The following is a 16,465-nucleotide window of genomic DNA, read 5'->3' as shown; positions in this document are numbered from 1 at the left end:
AATTTTATTTCTATTCTTATAATATAACAAAATTAGGGAAGAAATAGAGAAGATTTCAATTTTAGGTCAGATTAATATGGAATGACATATCATATAATGGTGAAGAAGGAGGGGGAAGAATGAATCCGCTTATCGTGATTATGATTATAGGTTTGGCTGTTCTCATAGATTGTTTCTGGCTTGATGTTAATAAAAAAAGATGGGGATGGATGAAAAACTGGAATAGCTTGAGGAAAGGGATATTCTTTTCAGGATTTATAATCGTTTCGGTATTAATTTACGTTGCTATAAGTGCTGTTTATTTCTAAGCTTAGCATTGCTATAAAGGAGTGTTAAAATGGATGGGAATTTTGACATGCTTGTAGAGAATGGTTGGTTATTTAAAAATGACGAGAACCAACTTCTTCATTATTTTTCAGACATTGTTAAGAAGTATCCAAATTCGGCAAGAGCTAAATTTGAACTAGGGAATGTCTATGATTATTTAGGACAAGAGATGAAAGCGATACCCTTGTATGAAGAAGCTCTCGAAATGAGTTTAAAAGATGAATGGGAAGCGTATGCTTTAATACAATTAGGGAGTTCATTAAAAAATGTAGGGAAATTAAATGATGCTCTCGAAGTTCTAACTGAAGCTGAAACACGTTTTCCACATCTGCTCTCCATATCTATGTTCCTAGGAATAACCTTACATCATGCTAATAGGGAGTCAGAAGGGATGAAGACTGTATTAAAAGAGTTATGCGTCAAATGAAAACTACGGATATAGAAAGATATAGCTTTGCGTTGGATAACTATATTAACAAATTATAAACGTTCAATATAGTTATCTTGATGAAAAATAGAGAAGTTTGGCTTAACCAGTTTTAATATTTCAGACTATTTTTTATCCCGATTGGTGGTTTTGTATTTTTGACCTTTGCTATCATAGGTGACCCACTCACCAACAGGATCGCCCATGTTAAAGTAGCCTGAACGCTTTATAGTACCATCTAGGCGATACCATTCCCAATAGCCGTCAGGTGTTTCATCAATAACCTTTCCCTTTGACCAAATCGTTTTGCCATTAGCATGGTACTTTATTGTATAATCATCTACTATCTCCCGTTTCTTTTCTTTAACGCCATTATGGTGTTTAAAGTCACAATTTTTATCGTCCATGCGTACCTCCTGATATTCTTTTCATTAGATTTATGGGAAAAAAGTTAGGATGCTCTACATTTAATATTTACTCAAAAATATATTAAAAGGACGAATCTTACCTTCTTTGTTACTAGAATACCAAATGAATAAAAGATATGATAGACTTAGAATCAAAAAAGGTAAATGGTTAAATAATTAATGTTCAATTAGAAAGATCATTTATAAGGTAATATAATTTAGAAATTTTCTCTTAAGCGATATAGAATTTATTTTTGGAGGTCAATTATGGAAGTTTTTGCAGAATATTTAGCAGGCATTGATAATCCAGAACATCGTGCTCGTACGGAAGAAGTTTTGGGTTGGGTTACAAAGAAATTCCCGAATTTAGTACCGAAAATTGCTTGGAATCAGCCTATGTTTACGGATCATGGTACATACATAATAGGTTTTAGTGTCGCAAAACATCATTTGGCAGTTGCACCTGAAAGAGCGGGAATCATCCAATTTTCAGATGAAATTGTCCAAGCTGGTTATGATTATACGAAGCAGCTTGTACGAATTAAGTGGGAAAGTCCGGTTGATTACTTTTTACTGGAGAAAATAATCGATTTTAATATTACCGATAAAGCAGACTGTATGACATTTTGGCGAAAAGAGTAAAATGTAGAAGGGTGTTATGGATGGAAAATAGGAAACTAAATCCTAAAGTGGAGGAATTTTTAAGCAAAGATAGTCAGTGGAAGGAAGAATATATAAAGTTAAGACAGATTGTGCTTGAGTGTGAAGAGCTAACTGAAGAATTTAAATGGATGCATCCTTGTTACACAATTAAGAATAAAAACATTGTGTTAATACATGGATTTAAAGAATATTGTGCCCTTTTATTTCATAAAGGTGCTTTGCTAAAAGATCCTCAAGGGATTCTAATACAGCAAACAGAGAATGTACAGGCAGCACGGCAAATTCGATTTACTGGCTTACAGGAAATTGTGAAATTGGAATCTGTCATAAAAGAATATATTCTTGAAGCGATTGAAGTAGAAAAATCCGGTATGGAAGTGACGATTAAAGAGCACAAAGAATATATCATTCCTGAAGAACTTGTATCGAAATTTGAAGAAATACCTGAATTGAAAACTGCCTTTGAAGCATTGACACCGGGAAGACAGAGAGCATATATTCTTCATTTTTCTCAACCAAAGCAATCCAAAACTCGAATAGCAAGGATTGAAAAAGCAATGGAGAGAATTCTTAATGGAAAAGGATTAAATGATTGTATATGTGGACTGTCTCAAAAAATGCCTAATTGTGATGGATCACATAAGTTCGCAGGTAAGGAATGAATGGCTATAGAGGAAAGGTTGGAGAGTGCAACCTTTCTTTTTTGTATTTCGAACCAAAGAAACTGCGATATACAAAGCGATTAAATGATAGTAAAAGTGTCATTTTAGAGGATATCAGATTTAACAGCTTTAACAGCTTTTATAAAAAGCAAGTTTTATAACTAACGATAGAAGATTCTGATAATATGATTGTAATAAATACGGAACCAGAACGAACAGAGGAGCCAACAATTGAAAAAAATCTTACAGTTTTTATTTACTGGATAAGATTAATGATATTACACAAATGGAAGAGCATAAAGATTTAGTAGACTTTCTTCAAACATACTATCCAAAAGAGTTTAGTATTCCATTTCCGAATAATATCGAGTTCGATAATCAAATAGTAAGTAATCAGGGAAATTCTTTAAGCAAATAGAATAACCTTCCTAAGAAATGCTTTCTTTTGACTTAAAAGAAGGAATATTCTGTCTAAATGTGGAATAATACATAAAAATATGTTTAGAGAGGTGTAAGGATGGATCAAATTAGTTGTATTTCCTACATTTTGCATCAGTCTCATGAAGAAAACATAAGAAAAATAGCGATTGATCTGTTAATAGGAGATATTTCGTTAAAAGAAGCAGAAAGAATTTCACCTCAAGTGAAAAAAGAATTAAAGAAGGCAGAAGCATTGTATAAAAGTCATCGGGTAGATTTAAAGGCAGTTTCAGGATTTGTACAGGATTTTATGTTTGTAACAGGCTAGCTTATCCGTGTAAAAAAATAAGATAGATAAATCTAATTTTTAAGTGTTTCTTTCGCTAAGAAATGCTTTTTATTTTGCTCTTTTTGTAAAATAAACAATAAAAAAAGTGTATTTATTAATAAAAATTTATTGTAAAACGATAAATTATATGGTAAATTCAAATAGTAATAAATAAGTGAGGTGTTTTTGATGAAACAAGTGTCAACGCTCTTTTTAAAGATTGCTGTTATTCTTATTGGAGTACCCATTCTTGCATTATGTATTTTTTTAGTACCGGAAATCGGAAAGTTTGCTGCTGAGTTGTATCCAAATAATGATTATATAAAATATCTAATAATGATGGATTTTTATGCAGCAGCTATTCCCTTCTACTTTGCATTGTATCAAGCATTTAAACTGTTAAACTATATTGATAGGAATGAAGCATTCTCGGAATTATCGGTAAAAGCATTAAAGAAAATAAAAAACTGTGCCATTTCCATTAGTGCAATTTTTGTGTTAGGTCTGCCATTATTTTACCTTATAGCAGAAGTGGATGATGCTCCTGGTATCATTTTAATTGGACTGATTCTGATTTTTGCTTCGATGGTGATTGCCGTTTTTGCTGCAGTACTTCAAAAGCTATTAAAAGAGGCAATTGATATAAAATCAGAAAATGACTTAATCGTCTGAGGTGATATAAATGGCAATAATAATAAATATAGATGTGATGCTAGCAAAAAGAAAAATGAGTGTGACAGAACTTTCGGAAAAGGTTGGAATAACAATGGCTAATCTTTCTATCTTGAAAAATGGCAAAGCAAAAGCAATTCGAATTTCCACATTGGACGCAATTTGTGAAGCGTTGGATTGCCAACCAGGGGATATATTGGAATATAGAAGCGACGGAGAAATCTAATGATGAGAGGACTAAAGCAGCTTATCTATTTTGGTTGGGAGCAAGCGTTATCTTGTGTATTTCCCGTAGTAATTTTTGCTTCTTTGGCTATTACAAAAATGGTAGAACTTCCCTTGTTACCAAGATACGACTGGCTGCTTCTTATCTGCCTCTTGATGCAGTGGGTAATGGTCCGCACCGGTCTTGAAACAATGGATGAGTTGAAGGTGATAACTGTTTTCCATTTAATCGGACTTGTGTTGGAGCTTTTTAAAGTACATATGGGTTCCTGGTCTTATCCAGAAGATGGCTATACAAAAATTTTTGGCGTCCCTTTATATAGCGGCTTTATGTACGCAAGTGTTGCAAGCTTTCTATGCCAGGCGTGGAGGAGATTAGAGGTAGAGCTAGTAAATTGGCCACCTATTTTAGTTGTTGTCCCACTTGCTGCAGCCATTTATTTGAATTTTTTCACTCATCATTATTGGATTGATATTCGTTGGTATTTATCTGGATTGGTATTAATCGTGTTTTGGAAGTCCTGGGTATTATACAAGGTAAATGGTATTAAATATCGCATGCCACTAGCACTTTCCTTTGTCTTGATTGGATTTTTTATTTGGATAGCAGAAAACATTGCTACGTATTTTAGTGCGTGGGAATATCCAAACCAAAGAGATGCATGGAGCCTTGTTCATTTAGGAAAGGTTAGCTCCTGGTTGTTGTTAGTTATTGTTAGCTTTCTTATTGTGGCAACTTTAAAGCAGGTTAAGGGGAAAATGCCTAATAGTTAATAATCATTCATTAGTAAATAGTGTAACATGATAATTTTATAGTATTTGAAAAAGTCCGTTTTACTGAAAGCTCCTTGAGAAGATGAATAAATTCTAGGAGCTTTTTTGATAATTTAATTTTATTCTTCCTCCTTCGCTTCATTCGAGTACATTTCTTTATCCGCTTGAATCCATTTAAACATATCTTGTTTATCTGGATAGGAAGCTTCTAAATATTTGTGGCTTTCTAAAAAATCATATCCTTTTTTCGTTAATCTAGCTGGCTTAAGAGAGAAGAAGGTATCGATTCTAAGTACTCTTTCAACATATCCTTCATTTTCTAAAAAAAAGATAAAATTTTCAAAGTCTCGCTGTATGAGATCATAGTCTTTTGCTGTTGGTAAAGCGATCCCTTTATAGAGCTCTCTGAGAACACTGTAGACAACCCTCATTAACAAACCTCCTCTAATTATTTTTAAAAGAAATTACACACTTAAATCATCTCGAGCAACAGCATAGACAAAAACACAAATACTAAACATAAAACCAATCAATAAATGAAAAACAATGCCCATATCTATCATTCCAGAAAATAGGATAGAGATTGCAACACCGAAAAAAAATCCTACCATTATGGCAAAAAATCGATTATATCCTTCTATCTTAATACAAATCTCTATAATAATAGTCTGGACTAAAATAATGAAAAATCCAATAATACTTTGAAAAAATAGGACTGACATTAGTTAGGTTACATCATGTTGGATAATATATAGAATGGAATAAAGAAATAGGTAACAAATAAAGCTGGCAGTAAAACCTTTCATTACACTTATCATAGAAAGACAATCCTCTTAATTAATTTCAAATTATTCTTTATTTTACCAAAGAACAGAAGTAATATGTTTTTAAAGCGAAAAATAATTAATTATTTCATAGCAAATAATTAAGTTAGCGGGAGTAAAAAATGAAAATACTAATTAGCCAGCCAAAAATGGAAAAGAGCTTACAACAACTAATAGTGGAATTAGAAAGTTTTCCTGAAGTGGATATATTTCTATTTCCAGAGGGCTACTTCACTGCAGATTATATAGAGGAAGTATGCAATTTAGCGAAAAAACATCATACATACATTGTAACAGGTTATAAAGATGACAATAAGAAAGATAAAGTATTTATAGCTAACCGTTCAGGAAAAATAATTTTAGAAAGAGCAAAAACACCTGAGAATAAAGCATTATATACACCATCTAAAATAAAGGACGAAAATTGCTCATTAGGTTTTTTACTATGCAGAGAGATTTTTCAAGGATTAGAAGGGTTAGAGAATGGAAATGCTGAGATTATCTTTAATCCAATAGGTGTTGGAATGTTTAGTGAGGAACAATATGAAGAATGGACAAACGAAGCAAGGAAAATAGCAATTAGCGAAAATGCTTTTGTTGTCGGTGCAAGCCACGCTGATGGGTCCTACCGAAATTGTGGTTTTTCGATTCCAATTGCTTACTGTTTCGATCAAGAGGGAAATGATTTATTGCTTTCCAAAAATGATATACGAACTAGAATATTTGATACAGAGACTAAAAGTATAAAGATAGCAGAGAAAATAAAAGAATGTTAGAAGAAGAAGGGAATTTATTTAAAGATTAATTTCCCTTTTTTAGATGGTAAAAAAAGAAAATGTCCATCGATATAAAATAATTAAGAAAAAAGTAGTTCTTAAACACTTGCAAATCGTAATCATTTCGTTTTATTATAGAATAGTTATAATCTCATAGGAGATGGTTAAGGATATAATAAAAAAACTTTAAATCGTAATCGTTTCGATTTGTTTTAGGAGTGAGAGTAATGAACAACAAGAAAATTCCAGTTACCGTTTTAAGCGGTTATCTTGGTTCTGGCAAAACGACTTTGCTCAATCATATTTTATCTAATCGGGAAAACCTAAAGGTTGCAGTGATTGTCAACGATATGAGTGAAGTAAATATTGATGCTTCATTGGTGAAGCAAGGAGGTTTTTCAAGAACAGATGAAAAATTGGTGGAAATGCAAAATGGTTGCATCTGCTGTACACTTAGGGAAGATTTAATAATAGAAGTGGAAAAGCTTGTGCAATTAGGTGATATTGATTATATCGTAATTGAATCGAGCGGAATTAGCGAACCGATTCCTGTTGCTCAAACATTTACATATGTAGATGTGAGTGTAGGTATCGATTTATCCCGATTTTGTCAGTTAGATACGATGGTTACAGTCTTAGATGCTCATCGTTTTTGGCATGATTATGCTTCTGGTGAAAGTCTTTTAGACCGAAAGCAAGCAGTGGATGAAATGGATGAAAGAGAAATAGCAGATTTGTTAATTGATCAAATTGAATTTGCGAATGTCATTGTGTTAAATAAAACGGATTTAGTTTCGGAAAGCAAGCTACAGGAACTGAAGGCAGTTATCCAAGAATTTAACCCTGAAGCCAAAATTATAGAAAGTGAATATTCCAGAGTTCCTTTAAATCAAGTTTTAAATACTCAGTTATTTGATTTTGACGCTGCTAGTCAAAGTGCAGGCTGGATAAAAGAATTAAATGCAGAGCATATTCCGGAGACAGAGGAATATGAAATTTCTTCCTTTGTGTATCGTAGCAATAAACCTTTTCACCCTGTTAGATTGATGCAGTGGTTGGAAAACTGGCCAGTTGAAGTGGTACGGGCGAAAGGATTTTTTTGGTTGGCTACGAGAAATGAGATTGCTGGACTACTTTCCCAAGCAGGTCCATCCTTAACGATACAAGGAGCAGGCAATTGGGTAGCGACTTATTCGGAAAGCGAGCAAAAAGAAGTTTTAGAAGTAGATCCAGATCTACAAAAACCTTGGGATCCTCTTTATGGAGATCGCATGACAGAGTTAGTGTTTATTGGGATTGGCATGAATCAACAGCAAATGGAAGAAGGGCTAGATGTGTGTTTATTGACTGATATGGAAATGAAAAAGGATTGGACTAAATTTATTGATCCACTGCCTGCATTTTTTGTAGAATAAGAAAAAAATTCAATTTATTAAGAGGAAGAAAAAATGAGAGTGAAAATTACATTAGCATGTACAGAAACAGGAGATAGAAATTATATTACCACAAAAAACAAACGAAATAATCCAGATCGTATCGAGTTGATGAAGTATTGCCCACGATTAAAAAAGCGCACTTTACACCGAGAAACAAAATAATTTTTTATAGTTAATAAATCGTAATGATTTCGTTTTAAGTAAGTTCAAATGTATTGGAGGAAGCAGTAATATCAAAAAAGTCGAAAGTAGTAAAAGAAACAAAACGCCAAGAAATGGTTGAAAAATATGCAGCGCTTCGAATGGAATTAAAAGAAAAGGGAGATTTTGAAGCACTTAGTAAACTACCAAGAGATTCTTCACCGACACGCTTAAAAAACAGATGTGAAGTGACTGGTAGACCTAGAGGGTATTTGAGAAAATTCAAAATGTCCCGTATTGCGTTTAGAGAAAATGCCCATAAAGGACAGATTCCAGGAGTGAAAAAATCCAGCTGGTAATGAATAGAAAGAAAAGTCGTCAGCATATAGGTTTGACGACTTTTATCTACACATCAAAAATGGAGGAATAGGAAATGAATTCCGTTAATCCTGTATTAGTTCCATTTTTTTATCAAAGCGCGATTGCAAATTTGCCAGAAAAAAAACGGGAAATTTATCAATACATACAGAGTAAAGAAGTAGAGCTAGAGAAAATTGCCGTAAATGAGAAACAGTTTATGGAGTTAATGGTTGAAAAATCGCCATTTAAGGAGGCTTCTGAATACTTTTCCCTCAGTATGCCTGCCATTAAAGAAATTATGGATGAAGCACAAGCGGAAATTGATTTAATGATAATGACAACAATTAATCGAATGAGATGGATTAATTACGCCAAGACTGATAGGAAAGCGAGAAAAAATAAAATAAAAAATGGACATTTTTATTTACGATAAAACTTCTAATTACATAATTTTTAAAAATATCATACTTCCGAATACAGGTCACATATATATATTTGTAACAGCTATATATCATTCTCATATTGACATGGTACGCGTTTCATCCATTACACTTTAGGAAAATATTAGGAAGTGGGAGATGAATTATGCTAAGTCTAATTATACTTTGCGTCATTATTTATTTTTCAGCTTATTTTTGCTTAAAGGCTTCTGGACAATCAATGGACGTCACACCGATTCAATCCTTTGAAGATTATTTCATTGGTATATACAGGGAAGAAAAGTAACTGTATGCTTATGGTATAGGTAATGATGATATTTTTGTTTTGAAAAGGTGAAAGCATGACTAATATTAAAGATTTAGCAAGGATGGCAGGAGTATCTGTAACGACTGTTTCTCGTGTTCTTAATAATCATCCATATGTAAGTAAAGAAAAGCGGACTGCTGTTTTAGAGGCAATAAGTGAAAGTAATTATGAACAAAATATCAATGCAGTTCATTTGAGTAAAGGAAAAACGCAAATGATTGGTGTCGTTCTTCCTTTCTCCGATCATCCGTATTTTGCATTGCTATTAAAAGGAATTGCTAAAGAGGCGTTGGAAAATAATTATAAGCTTGTTCTATTTCAGACAGATTATATGGAAAGTAGGGAATTAGAAGCGTTACAAATGTTAAAGCAAAAGCAAATTGATTCTCTTATTATTTGTTCGAGAACGTGTGATTGGTCTGTAATAAAAGAATATCTTCAATATGGAAGAATTGTATTATGTGAAGATGTCAATGGAAAGGAAGTTTCCTCTACATTTGTTAATCAATATAAGATTTTTTTGAGAACATTGGAATTTTTATTTCAAAAAGGCCATGAAAAAATTGGCTATTGTATTGGCAGAAAAACAGGTCCAAGCAGTAAATTACGGGCCAGAGCATATCAGGAGTTTCTTGTTAAAAATAATTTAACTTTCCAAGAAAAATATATAATCGATCAGTGTAATTATTTTGAAGACGCAGAAAAAGTTATGGATATAATCCTAAATATGGATAGACCACCGACAGCTTTAATTGTGACAAGTGATCAAGTAGCTGCAGGAATCGTCACATATTGCCAAAAACAAGGGGTGAAAATACCAGAGGAACTTGCGATAATTGGCTTTCACAATGAACCAATTGCAAAAATGATGGAAATTTCTTCGATTGAGATTCCTCTTTTTGATATGGGGAAGAATTTGCTTCAACAAGCCATAAGCAAGGATATTACTAATAAGGAAATGTTTTTTCATTTTATTGAAAGAAGTACAGTTTGAATGGAAAAAGAAGCTGTATTTGTGTAAAGGATTCCATTCAGAGTCACAGAAAACCAATTAGCAAGGAAAAATGTCCACTATTTCGCAATTTGGGTTTAACAGTAAAGTAGCTATTAAAAAGGAGCAGAAATAATTGCTCCTTTTATCCTAATCTTGGTTTTCTTTATGGTAACTTCCGCCTCTTGATTGTTCTCGTTATCCCATTCAACGTGAATTTAAAAGGTTCCCTCTTCAAAAAATAAAGGAAATATCCTTCTTATAGAACCTTGCATGGAAGGCTAGGGAGTTTATTTATATGGACCCAAATAGGTTTACCTTCAGGTGCGTCTTCCAACAATGATCCGCTAAAGCATTTAGTTATATAGTTAAAAATCATATATATGTCATTTTTTTCTGGCTTTAATGTACTCATAAAGTCCTTTATAAATTAGGTTGCTTACTTCTAAGCCTGTTTCTTCCCTAACCTCCCTAATAGCTGCTTCTGTAAAATATATAGATTATTTCTTTGATAAAAAATATGGTGGAAATTAATATTAATATAATTGATATGCTTAAAAATGTGATTTAGGAATCGACCACCCATTTACTTAATAATGTCATAAGAATCCCAAATATGTTATAATTTATATGTTAACTTATTTTATAAATAGGTTAACATACAATGCGAACAAGCTTAAAGGGGAGATACTTATGTACAAATTACGAGGTCATCATTTATTATGTCTATTAGGATATAGAGGGATGGGATATTCGGCTGAATATATCGAAAATATGACTCGATTACATCACACTTTAAGGTTGAATCCCGATACAATTATTCATCTAATAGACGGTCCTGATCATCTATGTGAGAAATACCCTAATTCAGGAAAATATCACTGTCAAGATAATGATATTTATAAGAGAGATGCGTTGATTTTAGAAAAATTACATTTAAAAGTTGGCAAGAAGATGCAATGGAAAGAGATAGAAAACTCGATTCGTAAACATATATTTCCTTCAGATCTTGTTAATGTTTGCGAAACATGTTCTTGGCGATCATACGGTGTTTGTGAGGAAGGCATTAAACAAATTCAACAAGGAAAAGGCTTAAGAGAAGTGAAATGAAACTGGCAAAAATTCCAGTTATTTCTATCTTTGATTTTTACAAAATCTTATAATTAGAATTGCTTTATATTGGAATTTTATAGTGTATATTTTACAAGAACATTAAATGCGAAATTTAAGAGATTGCACTATTCTATTTTGCAGTTGACAATATACTATTTCTGTAAGAATTAGAAAATAGATATAAGATTAATAGAGAGGATGATTCTAGAGAATGATGAAAAGGAAGATTGAAAAATGCTCTTTTTTTATGGCGATGAAAGCCAAAAGACCGAGGTGTAAGATAGAAAATGGCGTTCATCAAGAGCAAGCCGCATCTATACAATCAAAAAACAAAATGGACTTTCGGAGTAAATCTTTCATTAAACTCCAGAAAGTCCATTTTTAATTAGATTATTAATGATATCAGCCATTTCTTTTGGTGTTTTGTCCATGCCATTATTGGACCAGACTTTTATAACATGAATACTGCCACTAATGGTAAAGGTGCTTACATACTTTGAATAATCGTTTTCAAAGCGGTTAATGGTTTTCCATTTTTGCATAAAAGATTGATGGGCAAATACCATTACTTTCTTTTCGAAGGAGGTATCCATTTTTTCGTTTAATAGTGTTTGGCAAACATCATGATTGGATACAAAATATTCTAAAATCCGTTCAAGTAGCTGAAGATCATCCTCTTCTTTTTCACAACTGTATTGGCTTAAATATCCATCCATATCTTCAATGATTTCTTCTTCAATCTTTTCTAATAGGTCATATTGATCTAAAAAATGAGCGTAAAAGGTAGAACGATTAATATCAGCTAGTTCACAGATTTCCTTAACGGTAATGGCAGAAATTTGCTTTTCTTTTAAAAGCTTTATAAGACTATCTTTTAAAACCATCCTCGTGTATTTTTTTCGTCTGTCTAATTTTGAAATAGTCATAGGGATCTCCTTAATTTTTTTGTTATTTTCCAACAATAATTAGGAATGTGTTGTCTAAAACACGTATTTTGATAAACTGTTTGTTGATTAGCCAACACCGTGTCTTTATAATGATATGTTGTATAGGAAAAAATAGCAAGAGAGGGTGATTTCTGATTAACATTGCAGAAAAAATTATAAAACATCGAAAGACCATTGCGATTGTATTTTTGATTGTTACAATCATATGTGCGATTGCGTCCCTCACTGTATCTGTCAATTATGATATGAAAGATTATTTGCCTGAGGATGCCAAGTCTACTATCTCCATGGAGATCATGGAACAAGAGTTTGAAGGTAGTGTGCCAACTAATAGAGTAATGATGAATAATGTGACTATTCAGGAAGCGTTGGCATTCAAAGAAAAGCTTTCTGCTATTGAGGGCGTATCAGATGTTACCTGGCTAGATGATGTCATAGATATAAAAGCTCCTCTTGAAATGGCAAACAAAGAGGAAGTTGAAACTTATTATAAGAATGAGACAGCTCTATTTCTATTTAGTATTCGCGCAGGGGAAGAAGTGTCGATTACAGATGCTATATATGATTTGATAGGAGAAGAAAATGCATTAGCTGGCGAATCAGTTAATACTGCCACACAGCAAAAGATGGCTGGTACGGAATCCATGTATGCAGCTGCAATGCTAGTGCCAATTATTATCCTCATTTTAGTAATATCAACTACCTCTTGGGTAGAACCACTGTTCTTCTTAACAGCAATAGGTGTTTCCGTATTAATAAATATGGGTACAAACTTCTTTCTTGGCGAAGTATCCTTTGTGACACAATCCGTTGCACCGATTTTGCAGTTAGCGGTATCCCTTGATTATGCAATCTTCTTGCTTCATAGTTTTTCTGATTATCGGAAAAAAGTTGCAGATCCAAAAGAAGCAATGGGGCTTGCGATGAAAAAATCTTTTTCAGCCATTGCAGCTAGTGCCTCAACAACATTTTTCGGATTCATTGCATTGTCCTTTATGAATTTTGAAATAGGTGCTGATTTAGGAATCAATTTAGTGAAAGGGATAGTATTGAGTTTTATAAGTGTGATGGTCTTTTTACCTGCACTCACACTTATCTTCTATAAATGGATTGATAAAACAGCTCATAAACCATTGCTTCCTAGCTTTAAAAAAGTAGGAAATACCGTTTTAAAGGTAAGGTTTATTAGTTTAATCCTAGTATTTCTTCTTCTCGTACCAGCCTTTTTTGCTCAAAGCCAAACGGATTTTACTTATGGTGTTGGCGACCAGCCTGAATCGACTAGAACAGGGAATGACGTTAGTAAAATAAAAGAACAGTTTGGAGAAAGCACCCCAATTGTGTTGCTTGTACCAAAGGGAGATGTAGCTAAAGAAGAAGAGCTTGTACAAGAGTTAGAGCGTACGGATCTTATTTCTAGTGTGGTGGCATATGTAAATACAGTAAGTGCTGCAATACCTCTTGAGTATTTAGATGAATCGATTGTGGAACAATTTTATTCCGAGCATTATAGTCGAATCATCCTTCAAACAGAAACAAAGAATGAGGGGGCAGAAGCATTTCAATTAATTGAAAAGGTTGAACAGACTGCTGAGAAGTACTATGGAAACGAAGTTTATGCTGTAGGCGAAAGTGTGACATTGTATGATATTAAAAATACGGTTCAAAAAGACAATAAATTAGTTAATTTCCTTACGATTATCACTGTAGCATTTGTATTATTCGTAACATTTAAATCTGTAGCAATTCCAATCATATTACTTCTAACGATTCAGTCTGCTGTTTGGATCAATCTATCAGTCCCATATTTTACAGACTCAACATTGGTTTACGTAGGATATTTATTAATTAGCATCATTCAACTTGCAGCAACGGTAGATTATGCGATTCTGTTAACAGATGCCTATAAGGAATATCGTACAGAAATGACAGCATGGGAAGCAATAAAGAAAACCGTAGATGAAAAAATTTTTTCCATCGCTATTTCGGCTTCGATTTTATCAAGCGTCGGATTTATTTTATGGCTAACTTCATCTAATCCAATCGTGTCGTCAATTGGGCTATTGCTTGGAAGAGGAGCATTTCTTGCGTTTATTCTAGTAATATTCTTCCTGCCTGCAATGCTATTAATCTTGGATAAAGTAATTAGAAAAACAACATGGAAAGCAAATTTTTACAAGGAGAAGTGATTATGAGGAGAATGAGAAAAAGTCTACTTGCCTTTGTTGCTCTCACTTTGGTAATGCCATCGAATGTTATGATGGCAGCTACAAATGAAAGCAAAGGAGAGGATGCCGAAACAGGGAAAGTCTCCTCAAAGGATGAAGTAGTCTACGCAAATTTAAGTGCAACTGGACAAAGACAGGAAATTTATGTTGTCAATATTCTAGATGTAGAACAGGCTGGAGAAGTTGTTGATTATGGGAAGTATTCAAATATAAAAAATCTTACTAATCTATCTCCAATGGAACATAATGATAATGAAGTACAAGTGGAAGCTCAAAAAGGGAAATTTTATTATCAGGGGAATATAAATGAGGCAGATTTACCTTGGAATATTACCATCACATATTTACTAGATGGAAAGGAAATGACTCCACAAGAGATTGCTGGAAAAGAGGGGCATGTCCAAATCCAAATTGCAACAACTGCAAATGATGAAGTAGACCAGATTTTTTTTCAAAACTATTTATTACAAATTGCTGTACCTTTAAGTGAAGAAATTTATAGTGATATTACAGCACCTAATGGCATGCTTGCCAATGCAGGGAAAAATAAGCAAGTGACATTCACTGTTATGCCGGAAAAAGAAGAAACGTTTTTTATTGAAGCAGATGCAAAAGGCTTCGAATTAGAAGGGATTGATATCTCGGCTGTTCCTTCCTCTATGGCAATTGATACACCTGACATTGATGAGATGATGGGGGATATGAACTCATTAACGGATGCAATTTCAAAAGTGAATCAAGGTGTAGGGGAATTAGAAAGTGGAGTAACGGCATTAAACGATGGTGTAAAGAGTATGAGAAACGGTTCTAGTGCATATAAAGATGGAGTACAGAAATTAGCAAGCTCCTCAGGGGATTTAGTTAGTGCCTCCAAACAAATCGAGCAAGCACTAGAAACCATCTCCCTTTCTTTGGAAAATAATCCAGAAGAAATTAGTCTTGGGGATTTAAATAAGCTTCCAGAAGGACTTGGTCAAATTTCAGCTGGATTAAAGAAAACGTCGAAAGGATTAGTAACGTTAAAAGAAAATTATGCTAAAAGCTATGATGCTTTAAATAAGGCGATCGAATCGATTCCAGAATATGAGATATCAGAAGAAGAGATTCAGGAGCTATACGGAAGTAACGCAGATCAGCAAGTTCTTAATCAATTACTTGAGACATATGAAGCAGCCCGTATCGCAAAAGGAACATATAATACTGTAAAAGAAGCATTTATCGCAGTAGATACCACATTAAAACAAGTTAGTGATGCACTATTAGAAATGGCGAATAACCTAGATGCAATGGCAAATGGTTTATCTTCTTCTTTAGAAGGAGCGGATATGGCAAAATCATTCGCACAATTACAAGAAGGAATAAGCCAGTTATCTTCTAATTATCAAGCATTTCATTCTGGATTAGTGAGTTATACTGGAGGAGTTAAGGAGTTATCCAATTCTTATGGGCAACTTGATAGCGGAATGGCTGAGCTTTCCAATGGTACAGGTGAATTAGCAACTGGAGTAAATCAATTGCATGATGGCACTTCTGAATTAAAAAATTCTACTAGTGATTTACCTGGAGAGATGAGAAAAGAAGTAGATAAAATGATCAGTGAGTTTGATAAATCAGATTTTGAGCCGATATCATTTGTTTCAAAGGAAAATAAACATGTTCATGCAGTGCAATTTGTTTTCAAAACAGAAAGTATTAAATATGAAGAACAAGAAAAAGTCGAAGAAAAGGAAAAAGAAGTTACAGGCTTCTGGAATCGATTTATGGAGCTTTTTAAATAAATAAATGAATGAATGGTGCTAGCCTTATAAGGTTAGTGCCTTTTTTATTAATAACACGGCGTGCTCATATTTCTGAATGTTCTATTTAGTGAAAATGTTATAAACTGGTTGTAACCAAATTATTTAGAAAAGGAGCATATAAAGATGAATAATTTCAAAACAAGTGGCTACCTGAGAAAAAGTGTAAGGTATACGGATCAAAGCAAAATCAAGAATCAT

At 33.3% G+C, this 16,465-nt stretch carries 23 protein-coding genes; 18 read left to right on the top strand and 5 right to left on the bottom strand.

Annotated features, from left to right (window positions below; translation table 11 throughout):
* The first annotated feature begins 119 nt into the window (after window positions 1–119).
* A complete protein-coding gene (locus NYE52_RS12385; RefSeq protein ID WP_341193347.1) occupies window positions 120–308 on the top strand; it encodes a hypothetical protein in 189 nt (62 codons plus the stop codon).
* A 29-nt stretch (window positions 309–337) separates the two neighbouring features.
* Window positions 338–754 (top strand): tetratricopeptide repeat protein, encoded by a 417-nt coding sequence (locus NYE52_RS12380; RefSeq protein WP_341193346.1) that lies wholly within the window; start codon window positions 338–340, stop codon window positions 752–754.
* 125 nt (window positions 755–879) lie between these two features.
* Here the strand turns inward: NYE52_RS12380 and NYE52_RS12375 are convergent, their stop codons facing one another.
* Complete coding sequence (locus NYE52_RS12375; protein WP_341193345.1) at window positions 880–1,161, bottom strand: hypothetical protein; 282 nt, start codon at window positions 1,159–1,161, stop codon at window positions 880–882.
* Window positions 1,162–1,428: 267 nt separating this feature from the next.
* On the opposite strand from NYE52_RS12375, the gene NYE52_RS12370 reads away from it, so the two are divergent.
* The 6 genes from NYE52_RS12370 to NYE52_RS12345 all read left to right on the top strand — a co-directional run bounded on the left by NYE52_RS12370 (window position 1,429) and on the right by NYE52_RS12345 (window position 4,905).
* Window positions 1,429–1,803 carry an iron chaperone gene (locus NYE52_RS12370; RefSeq protein WP_341193344.1) on the top strand — a complete coding sequence of 125 codons (375 nt, stop codon included), beginning with the start codon at window positions 1,429–1,431 and terminating at the stop codon, window positions 1,801–1,803.
* Window positions 1,804–1,823: 20 nt separating this feature from the next.
* Entirely contained in the window at window positions 1,824–2,486 is a 663-nt protein-coding gene (locus tag NYE52_RS12365) for a DUF1801 domain-containing protein (protein WP_341193343.1), read from the top strand.
* A 517-nt stretch (window positions 2,487–3,003) separates the two neighbouring features.
* Window positions 3,004–3,234 carry a hypothetical protein gene (locus NYE52_RS12360; protein WP_341193342.1) on the top strand — a complete coding sequence of 77 codons (231 nt, stop codon included), beginning with the start codon at window positions 3,004–3,006 and terminating at the stop codon, window positions 3,232–3,234.
* 189 nt (window positions 3,235–3,423) lie between these two features.
* Window positions 3,424–3,906: a DUF2975 domain-containing protein gene (locus NYE52_RS12355; protein ID WP_341193341.1), complete on the top strand. Its 483-nt coding sequence runs from the start codon at window positions 3,424–3,426 to the stop codon at window positions 3,904–3,906.
* Window positions 3,907–3,916: 10 nt separating this feature from the next.
* Window positions 3,917–4,132, top strand: coding sequence for a helix-turn-helix domain-containing protein (locus tag NYE52_RS12350; protein ID WP_341193340.1), 216 nt, complete (start codon window positions 3,917–3,919; stop codon window positions 4,130–4,132).
* A 2-nt stretch (window positions 4,133–4,134) separates the two neighbouring features.
* Entirely contained in the window at window positions 4,135–4,905 is a 771-nt protein-coding gene (locus tag NYE52_RS12345; RefSeq protein WP_341195181.1) for a DUF817 domain-containing protein, read from the top strand.
* Window positions 4,906–5,024: 119 nt separating this feature from the next.
* On the opposite strand, the gene NYE52_RS12340 is transcribed toward NYE52_RS12345, so the two are convergent.
* A complete protein-coding gene (locus tag NYE52_RS12340) occupies window positions 5,025–5,336 on the bottom strand; it encodes a hypothetical protein (protein WP_341193339.1) in 312 nt (103 codons plus the stop codon).
* Window positions 5,337–5,369: 33 nt separating this feature from the next.
* Complete coding sequence (locus NYE52_RS12335) at window positions 5,370–5,627, bottom strand: hypothetical protein (RefSeq protein WP_341193338.1); 258 nt, start codon at window positions 5,625–5,627, stop codon at window positions 5,370–5,372.
* Window positions 5,628–5,851: 224 nt separating this feature from the next.
* Between NYE52_RS12335 and NYE52_RS12330 the strand changes: the two genes are divergently transcribed.
* From NYE52_RS12330 to NYE52_RS12300, 7 genes are all read left to right on the top strand, one after another.
* Window positions 5,852–6,505: a hypothetical protein gene (locus NYE52_RS12330; RefSeq protein WP_341193337.1), complete on the top strand. Its 654-nt coding sequence runs from the start codon at window positions 5,852–5,854 to the stop codon at window positions 6,503–6,505.
* 227 nt (window positions 6,506–6,732) lie between these two features.
* Entirely contained in the window at window positions 6,733–7,920 is a 1,188-nt protein-coding gene (locus tag NYE52_RS12325; protein WP_341193336.1) for a GTP-binding protein, read from the top strand.
* Between the two features lie 33 nt (window positions 7,921–7,953).
* Window positions 7,954–8,103: a 50S ribosomal protein L33 gene (gene rpmG, locus NYE52_RS12320; RefSeq protein WP_016203575.1), complete on the top strand. Its 150-nt coding sequence runs from the start codon at window positions 7,954–7,956 to the stop codon at window positions 8,101–8,103.
* Between the two features lie 68 nt (window positions 8,104–8,171).
* A complete protein-coding gene (rpsN, locus tag NYE52_RS12315) occupies window positions 8,172–8,441 on the top strand; it encodes a 30S ribosomal protein S14 (RefSeq protein WP_341195180.1) in 270 nt (89 codons plus the stop codon).
* Window positions 8,442–8,515: 74 nt separating this feature from the next.
* A complete protein-coding gene (locus NYE52_RS12310) occupies window positions 8,516–8,875 on the top strand; it encodes a hypothetical protein (protein ID WP_341193335.1) in 360 nt (119 codons plus the stop codon).
* Between the two features lie 152 nt (window positions 8,876–9,027).
* Complete coding sequence (locus NYE52_RS12305; RefSeq protein WP_341193334.1) at window positions 9,028–9,168, top strand: hypothetical protein; 141 nt, start codon at window positions 9,028–9,030, stop codon at window positions 9,166–9,168.
* Between the two features lie 55 nt (window positions 9,169–9,223).
* A complete protein-coding gene (locus NYE52_RS12300) occupies window positions 9,224–10,183 on the top strand; it encodes a LacI family DNA-binding transcriptional regulator (protein ID WP_341193333.1) in 960 nt (319 codons plus the stop codon).
* Window positions 10,184–10,566: 383 nt separating this feature from the next.
* On the opposite strand, the gene NYE52_RS12295 is transcribed toward NYE52_RS12300, so the two are convergent.
* Window positions 10,567–10,677 (bottom strand): NUDIX hydrolase, encoded by a 111-nt coding sequence (locus NYE52_RS12295; protein ID WP_341195179.1) that lies wholly within the window; start codon window positions 10,675–10,677, stop codon window positions 10,567–10,569.
* 196 nt (window positions 10,678–10,873) lie between these two features.
* Between NYE52_RS12295 and NYE52_RS12290 the strand changes: the two genes are divergently transcribed.
* Window positions 10,874–11,290 (top strand): DUF1284 domain-containing protein, encoded by a 417-nt coding sequence (locus NYE52_RS12290; protein WP_341193332.1) that lies wholly within the window; start codon window positions 10,874–10,876, stop codon window positions 11,288–11,290.
* Window positions 11,291–11,652: 362 nt separating this feature from the next.
* Here the strand turns inward: NYE52_RS12290 and NYE52_RS12285 are convergent, their stop codons facing one another.
* A complete protein-coding gene (locus tag NYE52_RS12285) occupies window positions 11,653–12,219 on the bottom strand; it encodes a TetR/AcrR family transcriptional regulator (protein WP_341193331.1) in 567 nt (188 codons plus the stop codon).
* Window positions 12,220–12,371: 152 nt separating this feature from the next.
* Between NYE52_RS12285 and NYE52_RS12280 the strand changes: the two genes are divergently transcribed.
* A complete protein-coding gene (locus NYE52_RS12280; protein ID WP_341195178.1) occupies window positions 12,372–14,429 on the top strand; it encodes an efflux RND transporter permease subunit in 2,058 nt (685 codons plus the stop codon).
* A 2-nt stretch (window positions 14,430–14,431) separates the two neighbouring features.
* On the top strand, window positions 14,432–16,246 hold the full coding sequence (locus tag NYE52_RS12275; RefSeq protein WP_341193330.1) for a YhgE/Pip domain-containing protein: 1,815 nt from the start codon (window positions 14,432–14,434) through the stop codon (window positions 16,244–16,246).
* Window positions 16,247–16,465: the final 219 nt, after the last annotated feature.

The organism is Niallia sp. FSL W8-0635, from assembly GCF_038007965.1.
Taxonomy (GTDB): Bacteria; Bacillota; Bacilli; order Bacillales; family Cytobacillaceae; genus Niallia.
The sequence above is the reverse complement of the archived record's forward strand: the minus strand, read 5'-3'. Positions and strand labels throughout refer to the sequence as shown.